This window comes from Amycolatopsis sp. NPDC114478, assembly GCF_055633805.1.
Map to the genome: position 1 here is coordinate 1 of NZ_JBVKDO010000022.1, position 18,520 is coordinate 18,520.

Below are 18,520 nucleotides of genomic sequence, written 5' to 3' on the forward strand. Positions count from 1 at the left end.
CGCCCGCGGTTCCAGCCACAATGCTGCCTTGCGCCAGCTGGCCAACCGGCTCGTGGGCATCCTGCATGGCTGCCTCAAAACCGGCACCGTCTACGCCGAGACGACCGCCTGGGCGCATCACATCAACTCGGCTGCGGCTTGACATTCAAGCTCCTGGGATGTCTTTCAGGACCAGAAGGCGACCTCCGGGTTCGCTGGAGTCGGTCCGTCGAGCAACGGTTCCGGACATCCCTTCAGGTGCAGGTCGAAGAACGCACCCACATACGCGCGCGTGAGCTCCATCGACCGGACCCCGCTGATCGTCCCAGGCGGGGAAATGCCGAGTTGATCAGTGAGGGCGAAGATGTCGGTGAAGCTGACGTGGCCGGCATCGGCGACGGTCAGCCACCGCTTCCAGCCGGTCAGGTGTGACCACGTCTCCGGCCAGGTCCAGTCCGGGCCGGTGGGTGTGTGCTGGGCTTCGCGCCCGACCATGAGGAAGGGGCGATTCAGCCCGGACGCCGGTGCCGGCGACCAAAAACCGCCGTCGAGGTTGACCCCGGCCCGGACCCGCTGGTCGGCGAGCAGGACCTGCAGGGCTGCGTTGCCTCCGGCCGAGTGCCCGGCCATGCCGATGTGCTCGGGATCGATCAGCCACGCGTTCGGCCAGGCCGGTGCCGGGCCGGTCAGCTGGTCGACCAGAAAAGAGACGTCGGCGACGCGCACCCGCGAGTTGACGACCGGGTCCGTGGTGCTGTCGCAGGCTACGACGCAGGTGGTGACGTGCCCGTCGGGGAACGCCGTTCCGTAGGCCTCGTAGTTGTGGCCGATGTCGGCGACCACGTACCCCCTGCTGGCCAGGTCCTCGGCGAGCCCGGTGAGCGTCGAGCGGGGCAGGCCGAGCCCCGGCGACAGGATGACCAACGGGAATCCGTGCAGGCTGGGGACCGGAGGTGCGCTCTCCCGGGAGGTGGTTCTCGTCGCGGCGAGCGCCTCGGGCGGGAAGCCGGTGATGCCCTTGGCGGTCAGCAGGATCGACGCTTCCGTGGTGGTGAGGTACTGCCGCGGGGTACCGAGGGGAAGCAGCGCCGGGTAGAACATCGACACCATCAGCTCTCGTGGCCCGGACGCCGGCACCCACGGGTCGAGGCGTGTCCTGTCGACCAGGTGGAGTTCGGCGGCGCCGACCGCGTAGTGACCGGTCGGCACGGGCAATGTCAGCCGTGGCGTCGGCGGCGAGGCTATGGCTGGGCCTGTCACCGTTACGGCGGCCACCGTGATCATGACGGCGGCGAGAACCGCCTTTCGCAGCTTTTTCACGCTGATTCCTTCCCGGACGTGATGATGAATCCCGCCGTCCAGCGGGTCGTGCACGGCTCACAGCGTCGGTCACCACATCGTCGTCGGGCATCGGCCGCCGGGCACGGTCCGCCGCCGGGATTCTCTGCCCCGGGTCGGACATCGGTCTCTGCCTTGCGGCAGATCCGCGGGCATCCGAGTCGGACTACGCTCGGCCGGCTATGAGGATGCCGTCACGATTGACCGCGCTGCTGGCGAACGCCTGGCGTGTCCGGCACTCGGCGGTCGCTCTCGACGTCGGGCTGGGGTTCGCCGTGGCGACGTCGACCGCGATCGTCGCGCTCAAGAGCGCCGGCCATCCCGAAGGGGCGTTGTGGTGGATCGCGACTGTGGCAGCGGTGGCGGTGCTGTTCGTCCGGCATCGCCTACCCGTGTTGACCTTCACCGTCGGGACACTGGCCGCGCTGGGTCATCTGGCGTCCGGTTCCGGTCCGATGCCGGTGGACGTCGTCGCCCTGGCCGGCCTGTTCTCCGTCGCGGCCGTGCGGTCACGGCGGCTGTCGCTCGCCTTGCTGGCCGCGGGTTTGGTGGCGGCCGGTGGCTGGGCGGTCTACGCGTCCGACGTGAACGCTACCGTGCAGGTCCCCGCCCACGTGCGCGCGTCCGACGGCGAGGTCGAGATCGTCCCGCCGCGCGGTTACCCCGAACCTCCGGTCCCGCCGGAACCGCCCCCAGCCGACGACGTGGTCGCCGGCACCGCGACGCTCACCTTCGGGGCACAGGTGCCGACCTGGGGCGGGTTCCCGCTCATCGCGCTGGCCTTGGTACTCGCCTGGCTGGCCGGGCGCAGCGCGCACGAGCGCCAGGGCCGCCTGGCCGGGTTGGTTCGGCGCGCAGAAGAACTGGAACGCGAGCGCGACACCCAGGCCGCACTCGCCGTGGCGGCCGAACGCGGCAGGATCAGCCGGGAACTGCACGACGTGGTTGCCCATGCACTTTCGGTCGTAGTGCTGCAGGCGCAGGGCGGGGAAGCTGAGCTGACCCACCGGCCCGAACGCACCCGCGAAGCGCTGGGCGCGATCGTGGAGACCGGGCGTACCGCGTTGCGGGAGACCCGGCGGTTGCTCGGCGCCCTCGGGCACGAGGCGCCGGATTGGGCGCCCCGGCCCGGCGCGGAACAGCTCCCGGGTCTCGTGGCCCAGGTCCGGGCCGCGGGCACCCGGGTCCGGCTGCACGTCGAAGGCCGACCGCGCCCTCTTCCGCCCACGGTGGATCTCGCGGCGTACCGCATCGCCCAGGAAGCGCTGACCAATGTCATGAAACACGCCGGCCAGGACGCGTCCGCCGCTATCGTGGTGCGCTACACGCCCGACGCCCTGCAGATCGAGGTGACCGATGACGGCTCCACGACCGATCGGCCCGACAACGACCAGTTCCACACCGGACACGGGCTGCGCGGCATGCGGGAACGGGTGACCGTGCTGGACGGGACGTTCGAAGCAGGCCCGCGCCCGGAGGGCGGGTTCGCGGTCGAGGCGAGCCTGCCCCTGCTTGAAGCGCGTACATGACCATCCGGGTCGTCCTCGCCGACGATCAGGCCCTCGTCCGCACCGGTTTGCGCATGATCCTCGAGAACACTCCGGACATCGAGGTGATCGGTGAGGCCGCTACCGGGTCGGCCGCGGTGGACCTGGTGAACCGCACTGGCCCGGACGTCGTGCTGATGGACATCCGGATGCCCGAAATGGACGGTGTCGAGGCGACCTCGGCGATCATCTCCGGACACGGCACCGAGGGCCCGCGCATCCTCATGCTCACCACGTTCGACCTCGACGAATACGTCTACGCCGCCCTGCGTGCCGGGGCCAGCGGATTCCTCCTCAAGGACTCCCTGGCCACTGACCTCATCTCGGCCGTGCGCGCCGTCGCCGCGGGCGAAGCCACCCTCGCACCGACCGTCACACGCAGGCTCATCGAACGGGTCGTCGGCGGACAGCCCGGCGTCCCCACACCACAACACCCGAAGCTCGAACTGCTCACCAACCGCGAACGAGAAGTGCTGCACCACCTCGGTCGTGGGCTGTCCAACGCCGAGATCGCCGGGCTGCTGTACCTCTCCCCCGGCACCGTGAAAACGCACGTCGGTCACATCCTGACCAAGCTCGACCTGCGCGACCGGATCCAAGCGGTCGTCTTCGCCCACGAAGCCGGGATTGCCGCCGACTGACAGCCTCCTTATCGCCGGATCATCCCCATGGCGCGGGGAGCAGGGCTTGACCTGGGACTATACGGGCGTAAGTGTTGATTTTGCTTTAGTTTCTCCACGCCGAGAGGTGCGCATCCAATGTCAGGTCGGCGATCAACCGGGCGTAGCCAGGCGTGATCGCGTCCCGCGAATTCGCGGTTACCCACGCCACCATCGATCTTTCCGCGGTTCCGCAGGCGAGCCTCTGGCGAGCACCGAGCAGAGCCCCATCACCGTGCCGACAATCCGCGTCAGTGAGGTGGTCGAGAATTACGCCCGACGGCTGATACGACAGCCAGCGCCTGCAGTAGGACCGGTCCCACCTCCGCCCAGCCGATCCGCAACAACGGACCGACCGCATCGAACAACGCCCTCCCCACATCACCGGCGATCAACGGCTCCGCGACGTTCAACGCCCTCTTAACCAGCGGGTTCGGGGTTCGAGTCCCTGATGGCGCACAGTCGGAAAGCAAAGCCCACCAACAGTTTCCCTGCATTTTCAGGGTCGCTGTCGGTGGGCTTTGGTGATCTGTGGGTCCGCGCTGGGGCCGTTGTGCGTCCGGCCCAAAGTCCCGCCGGCGCGAATGAGGCGCGGACCGTGGCCGACGGCTCGACGTCGCCTTTGCCGAGTGGACATAGCGCCTGACCTGCAGTCCTTCCACGGTTCAATTGATCATGAATTACATCAACGCACTCCTGGTGGACGAGTGACCCAAGAGTGATCTGCGGCGAACAGCGTCGTAGCGCTGGTCCAAGGTGTTTCCACCGGTGGCGAGTACGGCAACGCCATGACGTTCATCGCGGAGTACGCTCCGGATCGTCGACGAGGATTCTTCGGCAGCTGGCTGGAGTTCGGCACGCTGACCGGTTACGCGTTCGGCGCCACGATCGCGACGGTGCTCTCTGCTGTACTGCCCGAGAGCGAGCTGCTGAGCTGGGGCTGGCGGATCCCGTTCATGGTCGCGCTGCCACTTGGCGCCGTCGGGCTCTACCTGCGGATGCGCCTGGAGGAGTCGCCCGCGTTCTCCCAGTTGGCAGCGAAGGACAAGCAGCGCCAGCCTGCCTCGCTCGCCGGGGAATTGCGAGTCGTCTTCATGCGGTACTGGCCGGTCATGCTGCTGTGCGGCGGTTTCGTCCTCACTTGGAACGTGACCAACTACATGCTGACCAGTTACGTTCCGACGTACCTGACCGAGACTCTGCCGGGTCAGGGCAAGGGCGTGAGTGAAACCGCCTCGCAAGTGCTGCAGATCGCCGTGCTGGTGCTGTTGATGGTGGTCATCACGTTCATCGGGCGTCTTTCGGACAGGGTCGGCCGGCGTCCGGTCGTCATGGTGGGCTGCGGCGCGCTGGTCGTCTTGTCGCTTCCAGAAGTGCTGCTGATGCGAGCAGGGAACGATGTCGCGACGTTCGCCGGTCTGTTGCTGATGGGGCTGACGCTGGTCTTGTTCTCGGCTGTCCTGCCCTCGACGCTGCCCGCTTTGTTTCCCACAGCGATCCGGGCTGGTGGCCTGTCGATCGCGTTCAACATCTCGGTGTCGCTCTTCGGCGGCACCACCGCGACCGTGATGAGCGCCTTGGTGGCCGCAACCGGCGACCTGAACTGGCCGGCCTACTACCTGATGATCGCCGGCGTGATCGGCGCTGTCTGCATCTACCTGGTTCGCGAGCCTGCGGGGCGGCCGTTGCCTGGTTCCGCGCCGACGGTGTCGGCCCGGCGCGAGGCTGGTGAGCCGACCGAAACTCGCGGTCGCGGTCGAGACCGGTAGCGGCCCTCTGGGTCGGCGTTTGCCGGCTCGCCGCTACCGACGACACCGCCAGTCCAGCGCTGCATCTTCCGGCCTACCGGTCGAGCCGGACCTCGACGGAGAGGCTCCTGGTCCAGCCCTACGGTGAATGAAGGCGCAAGTCTCACCCGCGTGCGGTGTTTATGCCGCCCGCGGCGGGGTACGCGAGCCCTCGTCCTCGCATTAAGGAGGCGAGCATGTCATCGCGCCCGCAGAGTAGGACTGGAACGAAGGCCAGCTCGGAAAAGACCGGGCAGGCCGCACAACCGAATGATTCCGCAGCGCAGCCGAAGGACGGAGCGGACCATCCGTCCCAGAGGACGGTAACGCTGGGCGGGCTGAAGTTGCCCGTGCCGGCCGTGGGGCCGAAGCGCGCCCTGTGGTGGGGCGGCCTGGCAGCGCTGGCCGTGGTCGGGGCCCTTGAGTGGCCCGTTGCGGTGGTGGTGGGCGCCGGCACTTACGTCGCGGAGCAGTTCGCTCGCGAGGACGCCCGCAACGACCTCGCGGGCCAGGGTTAGCCGGGAGAGACAGGCTATGTCGCCAACGACGCACAAACCGGCGACCGGACAACCCTGGGCGACCAGTCACCGCAACGGAACGCTACGTGACTTCGGGGAAGCACTCGAGGAAGCGTGACCGGCCCGCCGCATGATTGAGGTAGCGACCAGCAGTAACACCTGGTCGAGGCTTCCCGCGCCACAGGCATTGGCTGCTGCCACCAGCACTGGCTCGGCGTGGCGGAGCACGGGGGCCAGCACATCCAGCACGGGCGCGAGGCGCACGTGGTATTCGCGGCACGCGGAACGGGCACGGTCCTGGCGGACGCCGAGTTCGGACATGGTCGCGCTCCCGGTGTCGACAGGGTCCATTTCACAGACAGTGACAAGCGATGTGGGATGCCGTTGCTCGGGGGACCTCATCCGTCCGCTGCGCCGGCCGACGGTGGTCGTGTACTCCAGCGTCGTGCCGACTTCCGCAGTGGTCAAGGAAACCGTGAGTGAACTATGGGCGTGCTGCCGGGGGCGCACTGTGCCTGTCGGGGAGGACGAGAGATGAGCGAAGACCGACCGTCCTTGGTGGTGCTCGCGGCTCGGCTGCCCTTCATCGGACTCGGTCTGGCATTGACGGCACCGGCCCGAGTGGCGCGCAGCGCCGGCGCAGCCGCCAGTGTGGCTGCCGAGGCGGCCACCCTCGGAGCCGATACGGTGGCTACCGGGGCGCGGGCGGGTGTCGGCGCGGCGACGTGTGCCGCGCGCGTGCTGCGGAAGGCCTTCCTCGGCGGCGCAGCGGGAACCGAGTCGGTGTGGCGTGACGGGCAGACGATCCACCTGCCCCTGCATTTTGAGCAGTCGCCGACTTCGGCCGACGATGCGGACCGGTTCGATCGGCTGGTGCGCAAGGTGGTCGGCATGGTGCTCGCTCATCCCGAGGTCATCGCCGCGTACTGGGATGGCGGTTTGTCCCGGATGGTGGTGACGATGGTGGAAGGTGCGGTCACCGATCGCGTCGCGGCGGCTGTGACGGCTTACGCGCAGCGTCACGGGCTTTCCACCGGCTCCCAGGACGAAGCGATCGCTCACCCCGGCGATCTTCGGGAGGTTCGGACCCAAGCCGCCGCGCTCGCGATCAGCGGCGCCGGGCTGGCGACGGTGGCGGTCACCACGCCCCTGCGGCTACGCCCGCCACAAGTGGTGGCGGCCGCGATGACGGTGCTGCGGGAGGATCCGCGCGCTCGGGAGTTCCTGCGAGCTCGTCTCGGCCGGTCTACCGCCGATCTGGTGATCACTGCTGCCCACGCCGTGATGCACGGCTTGGGGCAGTCGCCCACGGACCTCGCCCTCGAGGTGCTGTTGCGCACGGGGCAACTGGCGGACGCGGTGGCGCAGGTGGCTGCGTTCGGACACTCCCACACGCGGCTGTGTGTGCTCGACCGGGAAAGTCCGGCGGCACTGCCGGCTCGCCGGGCGGTTCTGTCGGATCCGGTCACCGGCTACGCCATGACCGCCTCGACAGGCGGCCTCGTCAGCGCGGCGGCCACTCTGCTCTTCAGCCGCAATGTCGGGCAGGCCAGCTCAGCGGTACTGGCGAGCTCTCCCAAACCTGCGCGCTACGGCTGGACTGCCTACGCCTCAGTTCTCGGTCTCACCCTCGCCCGGGAGGGGGTGCTCGTACGCGCTCCCGACCGGCTCCGGCTGCTGCAGGTCGCCGACACTCTGGTTGTGCACGCCAGCGCGCTGTGCAGCGACCAGCACGCAGTGCTCGAGGCCAATCCCACTCACGACGACTGGGCGGAAGGGCGGCTGTGGCAGGCCGCTATACGGGCGGTGGCCGGCGAGGACAGTCCCATCCGGCTGAGGCCGGTGCCCGACGATCCCACTGCCGGGACCGGCTTGATGATTGCCTCGGCCGACGGAGCCGACGTGGGAACGGTGCTCGTCGGCTACGCGCCCGACCCGCTGGCGGAGAGCGTACTGGACGCCGCCAGGCAAGCCGGCCTGCGAATCGTGCTCGTCCAGGGTGACGTCCCCGGCGTCGACGCCACCCTGGCCGACGAGGTGATTACCGATCACGCGATGGTCGAAACCGTCACCGGCTGCCAGGAGGACGGCCACGTCGTCCTGACGGTGGCCCGCATCCCGGCGAGGTCGGGTTCGCTCCCCGCGAAGGAGGTGCTGGATGGTTTGTTGCGAGGCGATCTCGCGATCGCGGTGGCGGGAGGGCGCGACCCCGTGGTCTGGGCTGCCGACCTCCTGTCGGTCAGCGGCCTGGCCGGCGCGTGGCGTGTGGTGCAGGCCATCCGCGGCGCACGTGCTGCCGGTGAACGGGCGACGACCTGCGCCGAGGCTGCCGCGGCCCTGTCCGGTCTGGTGGTGGCCACGGATGGGCAGCAGCAATGGCGGCGCCTGCTGTCGCCGCTGGCACGCTTGAGCCCGCTCGACCTCGCCACGGGAGTCGCGCTGGCTGCAGGATGGCACGCCGCGGCCACAATGGCGGCGGCGCCGGCGCCGGCGCCACATCCGCGAGTGCCCTGGCATGCGTTGGCTCCGGAGGAAGTAATGCGCCGGCTGGGCGCACAACCGCGACGTGACCGAACGAACCGGATCGGTCTGCCGGAGCGTGCCCGGCACCTGGCCGCGGCGGCCGCCCAGCTGCCCGGAACCGCGCCGGTGACTGTCACGCTGCGACTGGTCAGCGCGGTGCAGGGCGAGTTGACCGATCCGCTGACCCCGATTCTCGCCGTCGGCGCCGCCGCGTCGGCGATCCTCGGTTCCACCGCCGACGCCCTGCTGGTGCTGGGCGCGATGGGGGTGAACGCCGTTGTCGGCGGGGTGCAAGGCCTTCGGGCCGAGCAAGCGTTGGCCGGGCTGGCGGCCACCCAGACGCAACGGGCCCGTCGGCTGGTCACCGAGGACGCGCAGCCGGAAGTAGTGGACGCAGCCGACCTGCAACCCGGTGACCTGGTGGACCTCCAGGTGGGTGACGTCGTGCCGGCCGACGCCCGGCTGGTGCAGCTGGACGACCTCGAAGTCGACGAGTCCGTGCTCACCGGGGAATCCCTGCCGGTGACGAAACAGGTAGCGGCGACGCCGGCGACGGACATCGCGGACCGACGTTGCATGGTTTTCGAAGGAACCACCGTGGTCGCCGGCTCGGCCCGGGCGGTCGTCGTGGACACCGGTGAGCGCACCGAAGCCGGCCGCGCCGTGGCATTGGCTGCCCGCACGGCGCCGGCGACCGGGGTCCAGGCGCGTTTGCGGCAGTTGACCAGCATGGCGTTGCCACTGACCTTGGTCGGCGGCGCCGCCGTCACCGGGCTGTCGTTGCTGCGCGGCCGGACGGTGCGGGAGGCGATCAGCGGGGGTGTCGCGGTGGCCGTCGCCGCCGTGCCCGAAGGACTGCCGCTGGTCGCTACCGTCGCGCAGATGGCCGCGGCACGCCGGCTCAGCCGCCGAGGGGTGCTGGTCCGCTCCGCCCGCACGCTCGAAGCGCTCGGCCGGATCGACACCGTGTGTTTCGACAAAACCGGCACGCTGACCACGAACGAACTGCACGTGGTGAAGGTCGCCACCGCAACCGGTGAGATCCACCCGCTACGGCCGGCGACCCCATCCGCCGCCGCGCTCGAGGTGTTGCGTGCCGGTGCGCGGGCCTGCCCAGCTGAAGACGGCAGCGCCCGAAGCAACCACGCGCACGCGACCGACGCCGCGGTACTCGCAGCGGCACCGCCCGACCAGCACTGGCAGCAGATCGCCGGTCTGCCGTTCGAGGCCAGCCGCGGCTACGCGGCGGCGGCCGGCCTGGCCGGCGAGGTCGGTCTGCTGGAGGTCAAGGGGGCGCCAGAAGTCGTGCTGCCCTTCTGCAAGAACGCCTCTGCCGAGGTCCGCTCGCTCGCCGAATCGCTGGCTGCCTCCGGTCTCAGGGTGCTCGCGGTCACTCGCCGCGGCGTGCATCCGGACCGGCTGCGGGAGGCCATCGGCGAGCCTCTGGCCGACCTGGAGTTCGTCGGCTGGCTCGCATTGGCGGACACCCCACGCCCCAGCGCCGCCGCGATGGTGGCAGGGCTTCGTGAGGCGGGCGTGGCACCGGTGGTGCTGACCGGCGATCATCCCCGCACCGCCCTGGCCATCGCCGCCGAACTGGGCTGGCCCGTGGACACCAAGGTTGTCACCGGGCAGGAGCTGGCCGCGCTGGACCGGGCCGGCCGGGCGAGTCTGCTGCGCGAGGCCGGTGTGGTGGCACGCGTCGCCCCCGAACAGAAGCTGCAAGTGGTCGAAGCGTTGCGGGCCGCAGGCCGGGTCGTGGCGATGGTCGGCGACGGCGCAAACGACGCTGCGGCCATCCGGGCCGCCGACGCGGGCATCGCTCTGGCCGCGCGGGGGTCGGCGGCGGCGCGTAATGCAGCGGACATCGTGTTGATCGATGGCGACCTGCGCGTGCTGGTCGACACAGTCGAGGAAGGACGGGCCCTGTGGCGCAGCGTCGCGGACGCCATCAGCATCCTGATCGGCGGCAATGCCGGCGAGGTCGGTTTCTCCGTGCTGGGCACGCTGCTGTCCGGGACGTCCCCGTTGTCCACACGACAGCTGCTACTGGTCAATTTGCTGACCGACATGTTTCCGGCGATGGCCATCGCAGTCACTCCCAGCACCACATACGAGGCGGACGGGGACGCCGTCGGCACCGGTACGCTCGGCGCGCCACTGACCCGGCAGATCCGCAACCGCGGCATAGTCACAGGTCTGGGGGCGACCACTGCCTGGCTGGTCGGCAGGCTCACGCCGGGCTCCGCGCGCCGCACGAGCACCATGTCGTTGTGTGGACTGGTCGGGGCGCAACTGGTGCAGACACTGGTCGGCCGCTCACACAGCCCGCTCGTCCTCGCCACCGGCCTCGGATCAGCTGCGGCGTTGTTCGCCGTCGTGCAGACCCCAGGGGTGAGCCACTTCTTCGGATGTACCCCCCTGGGGCCACTGGCTTGGGCGGGAGTGGGAGGTGCCATCGTGATGGCCGCGGTGGCACCTCCGGTGCTGCCCTCGTTGGAGTCGATCGCGTCCCGGATCGGGGCCGGACTACCGAAGGTCCGCGTCACTCGATGAGCGCGAGCATCGGCCCATCCCCGGCCTGTTAGCGACCGACCAACCTCACCCGAGGGCGGCCGGCAAGGTGCTCGGGTGCCGGACAACAGCCGCCGCCCACGGTGTCGCCCGGTCAGGTCGCACGCTTGCGCCGAGCACACCCCTGGGTTCGAGGTCGGCCATGCAGCATGATCGTCGGCGCGGCCAGCCGGGTTCCACGGCAGCGGCTGCCCCCGTCACAGGTGAACGCCGTGCGTCCGAGGACTTCGACGCCGCGCTCGGTGTGCGTCGACTCCATCGAAAGCCTCCTTCGGCGAATGCCCCGGTCGTGACCGCGCGCACGAGCACGGCGCGCCTGCAAACCGAACGGTATCGGCTACCGCGAGCGGCGGTGGAGCGGGCGCGGTCCGGACCGAGCAGTACCCGGGCGTGTTGCGGTGGCCGGGGACCGACCGGCATCGGGTTCGCAGCACCTGCCCGGCACCTGACCGAGGTGCCTCGATCCCCCGCTGGCCGAATGGTGACGCCGCCGCTGAACCCACCTGGCAGACGGCGGCACGGCAGGGGCCCGGGCACGAGGTCGGTGGCGTGACGGTGTGCACGCAGCCTCGCGGTATCCAGTCACCCCGTTCGCGGCAGCTGGTCAAAACCTGGACATCAGCCAGTGGCCGCCGACGAGCCGGCGGGCGATCTCACCTCCACCCGGCGCCCGGAGACGGCTTCGATACCACCCGTCCACCTCCGCGGCGCAGCGCACCCGAACCTGAGACGAGCCAGCGGCGCGCAGCACCGTCCAGCCGTGGAAGGTTGGTTCGGCCGGGTTTCTCTCAGCCGATGCCGAGCACGGACTTCGCGGTGGTCCAGTTGCGCAGCATCGCCGTCTGCGCGGCGGACAAGGTGACCTGGTGGGCGCACACGGCCTTCTTCACCGCGTTCTCCACCGAGTCCTTGCTGGAGGAGTTCGGGCTGCCCGAGTGCGGCTCCGGCCACAGGTTGCGCGGATCCTTCGGAGCGCCGCCGAGCTCCAGCGGGAGGAAGTGGTCTTCCTCGTAGTCGGACATGTTCGTGTCGGTGTAGCCGTAGTCGTTCAGCGCCCTGCTTGCCCTCGTCCCGTATCGGCGCAGGGAGCGGTGGGCGTGGTTCGCACTCTGGTTCTATCCGGCATTCTGGCTCGCGCACCTGCTCGGCGGGCTTCCGCCCGGAAAGGACCACGTCCACCGGATCGTTCTCATCGCACTCTCGCTGGCTCTCGTTGTTCCGAGCCGCCAGTTCTTCCCAGGCGAGACGCCAGACTGAACGACACGAACGCTCAGCATGCCGAAGACCTCGGTCCAGGCCGGCCGGTCGTCTGAACTCCCTGTGCACGCACGAGTTCAGCGGGTGTGACGCACCGCCGGAGGCGTTACAGCGCCGGTACCCGTATTACGACCCGATCTCGACGCTGCCCGACGCCGGCCATGCCCGGTGGAGTGACGCCGCTCCCGATCTAAGGGGCTCTGAAGGCGCTAGCGAGCGGGAGCCAAGCTCGTACCGCCGCCACTGCCTCCGCGATGTGCTCCTCCACGATCGTGAAGTGGTTGCCCGGGACGTCCGTCACCGTGTCCGCGTGGGCCCAGGCCGAGCGCCAGTCCACCGCTTCCTGGGCCGCCACGATCGGCTCCGAGGCCCGGACCAGCAGCGTCGGGCACGGGAGGGGGCCCAGCTCCCAGCCCTCCATCAGGTCGAAGCACCAGGCCATCGCCGACAGGCCCGCGCTCGTCACCTCCGTGTACTGCTGGTTGCGCTTGTACAGCCCCCGCATGAGCCCGCCGCCGGCACTCGAGACGAACTCGCTGTCCACCGCGTACGGGTCCAGCAGCGCGACGCCCGCCGGGGGTGTGCCGCGGCGGCACAGCTCCGTCGCGATCGCGTGCACCAGCAGGCCGCCCGTCGACACGCCCAGCACCACCGCCGGTTCGCCGCCGGTGTACGCCGAGATCGCGTCGGCCTCCGCCGCCACCAGCGCCTCGCGGTCGGCCGGGAGCGCCTCACCGTCGGTGAAGCCCGGGATCGGCACCGCCGAGACGTCGTGCCGGCCGCGGCAGGACGCGGCGAACAGGGAGTACTGCTGGACTCCCGCCATCGCCACCAGCGCCGGGACGCAGATCAGGTGCGGACCCGGCTCGGCCACCGCGTCGCGACGGGCCAGGCGCAGCGGGCGGATCGGGCGGGTCAGCTCCTCCGACGTGCGGAACTTCGGGCGCAATGTCGCCGCCGCGCGCAGGAACGCGATCGCGTCCGCCTGCTGACCGGCCTTCAGCGCCTCGGTGAACAGGCCCGCGATCGTCTCCGGCGCCTGCACCGACACGGTCGTCGCGACCTCGTCCGGTGACGCCGGTCCCGCCGCCAGCTCCGCGGCGAGGTGCGCGGCCAGCTCCTCCGGCGTCGGGTGGTCGAACACCACGCCGACCTGCAGGATCAGGTCCGTCGCCGTCTGCAGGCGGTTGCGCAGGTCCATCGCCGTCAATGAGTCGAAGCCCAGTTCCGGGAAGCTGCCGTCGGCCGGGACTGCAGAGGCGCCGGTGTGGCCGAGCACCGCGGCGGCCAGACCGCGGACCAGGTCCAGCACCGCCGCCGGCCGGTCGTCGGCCGGCAGCTGCGCCCACGTCCGCGCGAACGAGCCCGCGTCCGGCTCCGCCGATGCCGCCGAACGCCGGGACGGCGGCGGGATCAGCGCGTGCATCATGCGCGGGACCTCGCCGGCCGCGCGCATCGCGGCCAGGTCGAGGCGGATGGCCGCCAGCACCGGTTCGGCCGGGCGGGCCAGGGCGGCGTCGAACAGGGCCACGCCCTGCTCGGCCGTCAGGGCCAGCGCTCCCCCGCGTTCTTGACGGCGGCGGCCGGCCTCGTCCAGCCGCGCCGCCATCACGCTGCCGTCGCCGGCCCAGGTGCCCCAGGCGATCGACGTCGCGGGCAGCCCGAGGTTCCGGCGGTGCCGGGCGAGCGCGTCGAGGAACGCGTTCGCGGCCGCGTAGTTGCCCTGCCCCGCGTTGCCCGCCAGCCCGGCGAACGACGAGAACAGCACGAACGCCTCGAGCGGCCGGTCGCGGGTCAGCTCGTGCAGGTGCCAGGCCGCGTCGAGCTTCGGCGCGAACACCGTGTCGAGCTTCTTCGGCGTCAGCGAGCCGAGTACGCCGTCCTCCAGCGCACCCGCGGTGTGCACGACCGCCCGCACCGACGGCTCGCTTTCCAGCAGCCGGGCCAGTGCGTCCCGATCGGAGACGTCGCAGGCCCGGACGTCCACGGTGGCGTCCAGTTCGGCGGCGAACTCCGCCGCTCCCGGCGCGTCCGGACCGCTGCGGCTGACCAGCAGCAGGTCACGGACGCCGTGCTCGGTGACCAGGTGCCGGGTGACCGTCCGGGCCAGTGCGCCGGTGCCGCCGGTGACGAGCACCTTGCCCGCCGCCGTCCAGTCCACAGTGGACTCCTCGCCGCGCACCCGGGTCAGGCGCCCGACGTGCGGGACGCCGTCGCGCAGCACGACCTGCGGCTCGCCCGAGGCGAGCAGGCCGGGCAACAGCGGCAGCAGGTCGCGGATGGACTGGTCGCCTTCGCGTTCGAGGTCGGCCAGCACGATCCGGCCCGGGTTCTCCGTCTGCGCCGAGCGCAGCAGGCCCCACGCGGTCGCGCCGGCCAGCGCGTCCTCGGTGGCGCCGCGGGTGACGAACACCAGCCGCGTGGTGCGCAGCCGGTCTTCCTCCAGGAACGCGTGGACCTCCCCCAGCACCCACTTCGTCAGGTCGCGCGCGGCGTCGCGGTCGTTCTCCGGCCGCACCGGCACCAGCGGCATCAGGATCACCTGGGGTGCGGCCAGGCCGTCGTCGAGGGCAGCGGACAGCGCGCCGATGCCGAGGAACGTCTCGACCGCGCGCCCGAGGGTGTAGACCGCGCCGGTCAGGCCGAACTCGTCGGCGCCGGCGACGACCCACGTGCCGTCGACGAGCCGGCCGGGCTCCGGCGCCGGCACCGGCTGCCACTCCCAGCGGAAGAGGCTGTCGCCGTGCGCCGGGGCCGTCTCGACGGCGCCGGCCGCGCGCAGCAGCAGGGAGCCGACCGAGACGATCGGCGTGCCGGTGGTGTCGGCGAGGTCGACGCGGAAGCTGTCGGCGCCGGTCGGGCTGATCCGCACCCGGGCCCGCGACGCGCAGATCGCGTACAGCTCGACGTCGGTCCACGAGAACGGCAGCCGGCTGCGGCCCTCGCCGGCGAACGACGCCGCGTGCAGCGCCGCGTCCAGCAGCGCGGGATGGAGGGCACACGCCGCGGCTTCGGGGCGGTTCGCTTCCGGCAGCGCCACTTCGGCGTAGACGTCTTCGCCGTGCCGCCACGCCTTTTCGAGGCCGCGGAAGAGCGGGCCGTAGCCGAAGCCGTTCTCGGCGGCCGTCTCGTAGAAGCCGGTCAGGTCGATCGGCTCGGCCCCGGACGGCGGCCACTCGGCCGGGAACTCACCCGGCTCGGGCGCGTCCCCGGTACGCAGGACGCCGGTGGCGTGGCAGGTCCACGGCTCGTCGCCGGTGTCGGGCCGGGCGTAGACCGACAGGGTGCGCCGCCCGGCCGGGGTGAGCGGACCGAGCACGACCTGCGTCCGCACGGCCTGCCCGGGCGGGACGACCAGCGGCACGGCCAGGGTGAGCTCGTCGACGAACGGGCAGCCCGCCTCGTCGCCGGCCCGGACGGCCAGCTCCAGGAACGCGGTGCCGGGCAGCAGGACCGAGCCGCCGAACGTGTGCTCCGCGAGCCACGGGTGAGTCGGCACCGACAGCCGCGACGTGAACAGGAAGCCTTCGGTGTCGGGCAACGCCGTCACGGCGCCCAGCAGCGGGTGATCCGCGGCGGCGAGGCCGAGCGCGGTGATGTCCCCGGTCGTCTGCATCGTGCCGCGCGGCCAGAAGTCCGTGCGCTGGAACGGGTACGTCGGCAGCGCGACGCGCTCACCGGCGGGGAGCTGCCAGTCGACGTCGGCGCCGCGGGCGAACGCGGCGCCGAGCGCGGCCAGGAACCGGTCGGGGCCGCCGTGGCCGAGCAGCAGCGTCGCCGACGCCGACGCGCCGGTGCCCGACTTTTCCAGCAGCGCCTGGAGCCCGAGGCTGAGCACCGGCTGCGGGCTGATCTCGACGAAGTGCCGGGCGCCGCGATCGAGCGCGGCCCGGACCCCGGCGTCGAAGCGCACGGTGCGTTCCAGGTTGCGGTACCAGTACTCGCCGTCCAGCTCGGGGCCGTCGAGCCAGCGCTGGTCGGCGGTCGAGAAGAACGGGATCGCGGACTCGCCGGGGTGCAGCTCGCCCAGGACGTCGAGCAGCTCGTCGTGCAGCACGCGCACCTGCGGGCTGTGCGCGGCGAAGTCGACACCCTCGACGCGCCAGCGCATCAGGCCGGCCGCCGACAGGCGCTTTTCAAGCGTGGTCAGCGCTTCCGGCTCGCCGGCGACCGTGACCGTGCGCGGCCCGTTGACCGCGGCGATCGACAGGGTGCCCTCGAAGTCGTCGAGCAGCTCGCCGACTTCGGCCTCGGACGCCATCACCGACAGCAGGCCGCCGTGCCCGGCCAGCCGCTCGCCGATCAGGCGGCTGCGCAGGGTCACGATCCTTGCGGCCTCGGGCAGCGACAGCACGCCGGCGAAGCACGCCGCGGCGATCTCGCCCTGGGAATGCCCGAGCACCGCGGCCGGCTCGACGCCGTAGGAACGCCACAGGTGCGCGAGCGACACCATCACCGAGAACAGCACCGGCTGCACGACGTCGACCCGGTCGACCGACGGGGCGCCCGCGACCCCGGTGAGGACGTCCAGCAGCGACCAATCCACGAACGGCCCGAGGGCTTCGGCGCACTCCTCGATCCGGGCGCGGAAGACGGGTTGGGTTTCCAGCAAGGCCATCGCCATCTCGGGCCACTGCGAACCCTGACCGGGGAACACGAACACCGGACCGGGCGCGGCCGTCACCGTGCCGGTGGCCACGTTCGGGGCCGGCACGCCGGCCGCGAGCGCGGACAGGCCTTCGCGCAGGGTGGCGTGGTCGGCGCCGGCCACGACGGCGCGGTGGTCGAACCGGCTGCGGGCCAGCAGCGTGCGGGCGATCCCGGACAGCGACTGCGCCGGGTGCTCGTCGAGGTGAGCCAGCAGCCGCGCGGCCTGAGCGGCCAGCACGTCCGGCGACTTGGCCGACAGCACCCAGGGCACGGCCACGGGTTCCGGCGCGGTCGCGGCGGGCTCGGCGGCTGGGGCTTGTTCCAGGATGACGTGCGCGTTCGTCCCGCTGACGCCGAACGACGACACGGCCGCGCGGCGCGGTGCACCGGTCCGCGGCCACGGGCGCGGTTCGGTGAGCAGCTCGACGGCGCCCGCGGTCCAGTCGATCTTGGTCGAGGGCCGCTCGGCGTGCAGGGTGCGCGGCAGGACGCCGTTGCGCATGGCGAGGATCATCTTCAGCACGCCGCCGACGCCCGCGGCGGCTTGGGTGTGCCCGATGTTCGACTTCAGCGAGCCGAGCCACAGCGGCCGGCCCTCGGGGCGGTCCTGGCCGTAGACACCGATCAGCGCCTGCGCCTCGATCGGGTCGCCGAGCGCCGTGCCGGTGCCGTGCGCCTCGACGACGTCCACATCGGACGGCGACAGCTTCGCGTCGGCCAGCGCGGCCCGGATCACCCGTTGCTGCGAAGGACCGTTCGGTGCGGTGAGGCCGTTGGACGCGCCGTCGGAGTTGACCGCGGATCCGCGCAGCACGGCCAGGACCTCGTGGTTGTTGCGCCGCGCGTCCGACAGTTTTTCCAGCGCCAGCATGCCGACGCCTTCGGACCAGCCGGTGCCGTCGGCGCCCTCGGCGAACGCCCGCGAGCGGCCGGTCGGCGAAAGCGCGCCCTGGCGGCTGTACTCGATGAACACCATCGGCGTCGACATGATCGCGACCCCGCCGGCCAGCGCCAGCGAACACTCGCCGCGGCGCAGGGCCTGGGCGGCCAGGTGCAGGGTGACCAGTGACGACGAGCACGCGGTATCGACGCTGATCGTCGGGCCTTCGAAGCCGAACGTGTAGGAGATGCGGCCCGAGGCGACGCTGCCGGCACTGCCGTTGCTCTGGTAGCCCTCGAGGTCCTCGGTGACGCCCTGCAGCGCGATAGCGTAGTCGTTGTACATCACGCCGACGAACACGCCGGTGTCGCTGCCGCGCAGGGCAAGTGGGTCGATGCCCGCGCTTTCGCACGCCTCCCAGGCGGTTTCGAGCAGCAGGCGCTGTTGCGGGTCGGTGGCCAGGGCCTCGCGCGGGCTCATCCCGAAGAACGCCGCGTCGAACCCGCCCGCGCCGTGCAGGAAACCGCCCTCGGCGGTCGCCGACGTGCCGGGGCCTACGTCACCGAGCAGGTCGGCCAGTGGCCAGCCGCGGTCCTCGGGGAAGCCGGAGATCGCGTCGGTGCCGTCGTCGACCAGCCGCCACAGCCCCTCGGGGGTGTCGACGTCCCCGGGGTAGCGGCAGCTCATGCCGACCACGGCGATCGGCTCGTCGCCCGCGGACTCCGCTGCCACCAGGCGCTCGCGGGTGCGCTGCAGGTCGGCGGTCACCCGGCGGAGGTAGTCGAGGAGCTCGGCTTCGGTCGCCACG

The 18,520-nt window shown here is 71.3% G+C and carries 8 protein-coding genes and 2 pseudogenes; 6 read left to right on the forward strand and 4 right to left on the reverse strand.

Annotated features, from left to right (window positions below):
* A pseudogene (locus ACZ7OH_RS41655) lies at positions 1-142 on the forward strand (IS110 family transposase); the annotation flags it as partial.
* A gap of 23 nt (positions 143-165) precedes the next feature.
* Here the strand turns inward: ACZ7OH_RS41655 and ACZ7OH_RS41660 are convergent.
* The gene (locus tag ACZ7OH_RS41660) at positions 166-1,299 is read right to left on the reverse strand and encodes an alpha/beta hydrolase family protein (protein ID WP_470285935.1); all 1,134 of its coding nucleotides are present in this window, start codon (positions 1,297-1,299) and stop codon (positions 166-168) included.
* A 206-nt stretch (positions 1,300-1,505) separates the two neighbouring features.
* Here ACZ7OH_RS41660 and ACZ7OH_RS41665 point away from each other — a divergent pair, with 206 nt between their 5' ends.
* From ACZ7OH_RS41665 to ACZ7OH_RS41680, 4 genes are all read left to right on the forward strand, one after another.
* On the forward strand, positions 1,506-2,846 hold the full coding sequence (locus ACZ7OH_RS41665) for a sensor histidine kinase (protein ID WP_470285936.1): 1,341 nt from the start codon (positions 1,506-1,508) through the stop codon (positions 2,844-2,846).
* Complete coding sequence (locus tag ACZ7OH_RS41670; RefSeq protein ID WP_470285937.1) at positions 2,843-3,505, forward strand: response regulator; 663 nt, start codon at positions 2,843-2,845, stop codon at positions 3,503-3,505. Before ACZ7OH_RS41665 ends, ACZ7OH_RS41670 begins: the two co-directional genes overlap by 4 nt.
* A gap of 764 nt (positions 3,506-4,269) precedes the next feature.
* Entirely contained in the window at positions 4,270-5,292 is a 1,023-nt protein-coding gene (locus ACZ7OH_RS41675) for an MFS transporter (RefSeq protein ID WP_470285975.1), read from the forward strand.
* A gap of 215 nt (positions 5,293-5,507) precedes the next feature.
* Positions 5,508-5,828 (forward strand): hypothetical protein, encoded by a 321-nt coding sequence (locus ACZ7OH_RS41680; protein ID WP_470285938.1) that lies wholly within the window; start codon positions 5,508-5,510, stop codon positions 5,826-5,828.
* A gap of 66 nt (positions 5,829-5,894) precedes the next feature.
* Here the strand turns inward: ACZ7OH_RS41680 and ACZ7OH_RS41685 are convergent, their stop codons facing one another.
* The gene (locus tag ACZ7OH_RS41685) at positions 5,895-6,179 is read right to left on the reverse strand and encodes a hypothetical protein (RefSeq protein ID WP_470285939.1); all 285 of its coding nucleotides are present in this window, start codon (positions 6,177-6,179) and stop codon (positions 5,895-5,897) included.
* 183 nt (positions 6,180-6,362) lie between these two features.
* Here ACZ7OH_RS41685 and ACZ7OH_RS41690 point away from each other — a divergent pair, with 183 nt between their 5' ends.
* Complete coding sequence (locus ACZ7OH_RS41690; protein WP_470285940.1) at positions 6,363-10,907, forward strand: cation-translocating P-type ATPase; 4,545 nt, start codon at positions 6,363-6,365, stop codon at positions 10,905-10,907.
* Between the two features lie 806 nt (positions 10,908-11,713).
* On the opposite strand, the gene ACZ7OH_RS41695 is transcribed toward ACZ7OH_RS41690, so the two are convergent.
* Positions 11,714-11,947: a hypothetical protein gene (locus tag ACZ7OH_RS41695; protein ID WP_470285941.1), complete on the reverse strand. Its 234-nt coding sequence runs from the start codon at positions 11,945-11,947 to the stop codon at positions 11,714-11,716.
* Between the two features lie 425 nt (positions 11,948-12,372).
* A pseudogene (locus ACZ7OH_RS41700) lies at positions 12,373-18,516 on the reverse strand (type I polyketide synthase); the annotation flags it as partial.
* Positions 18,517-18,520 lie beyond the last annotated feature (4 nt).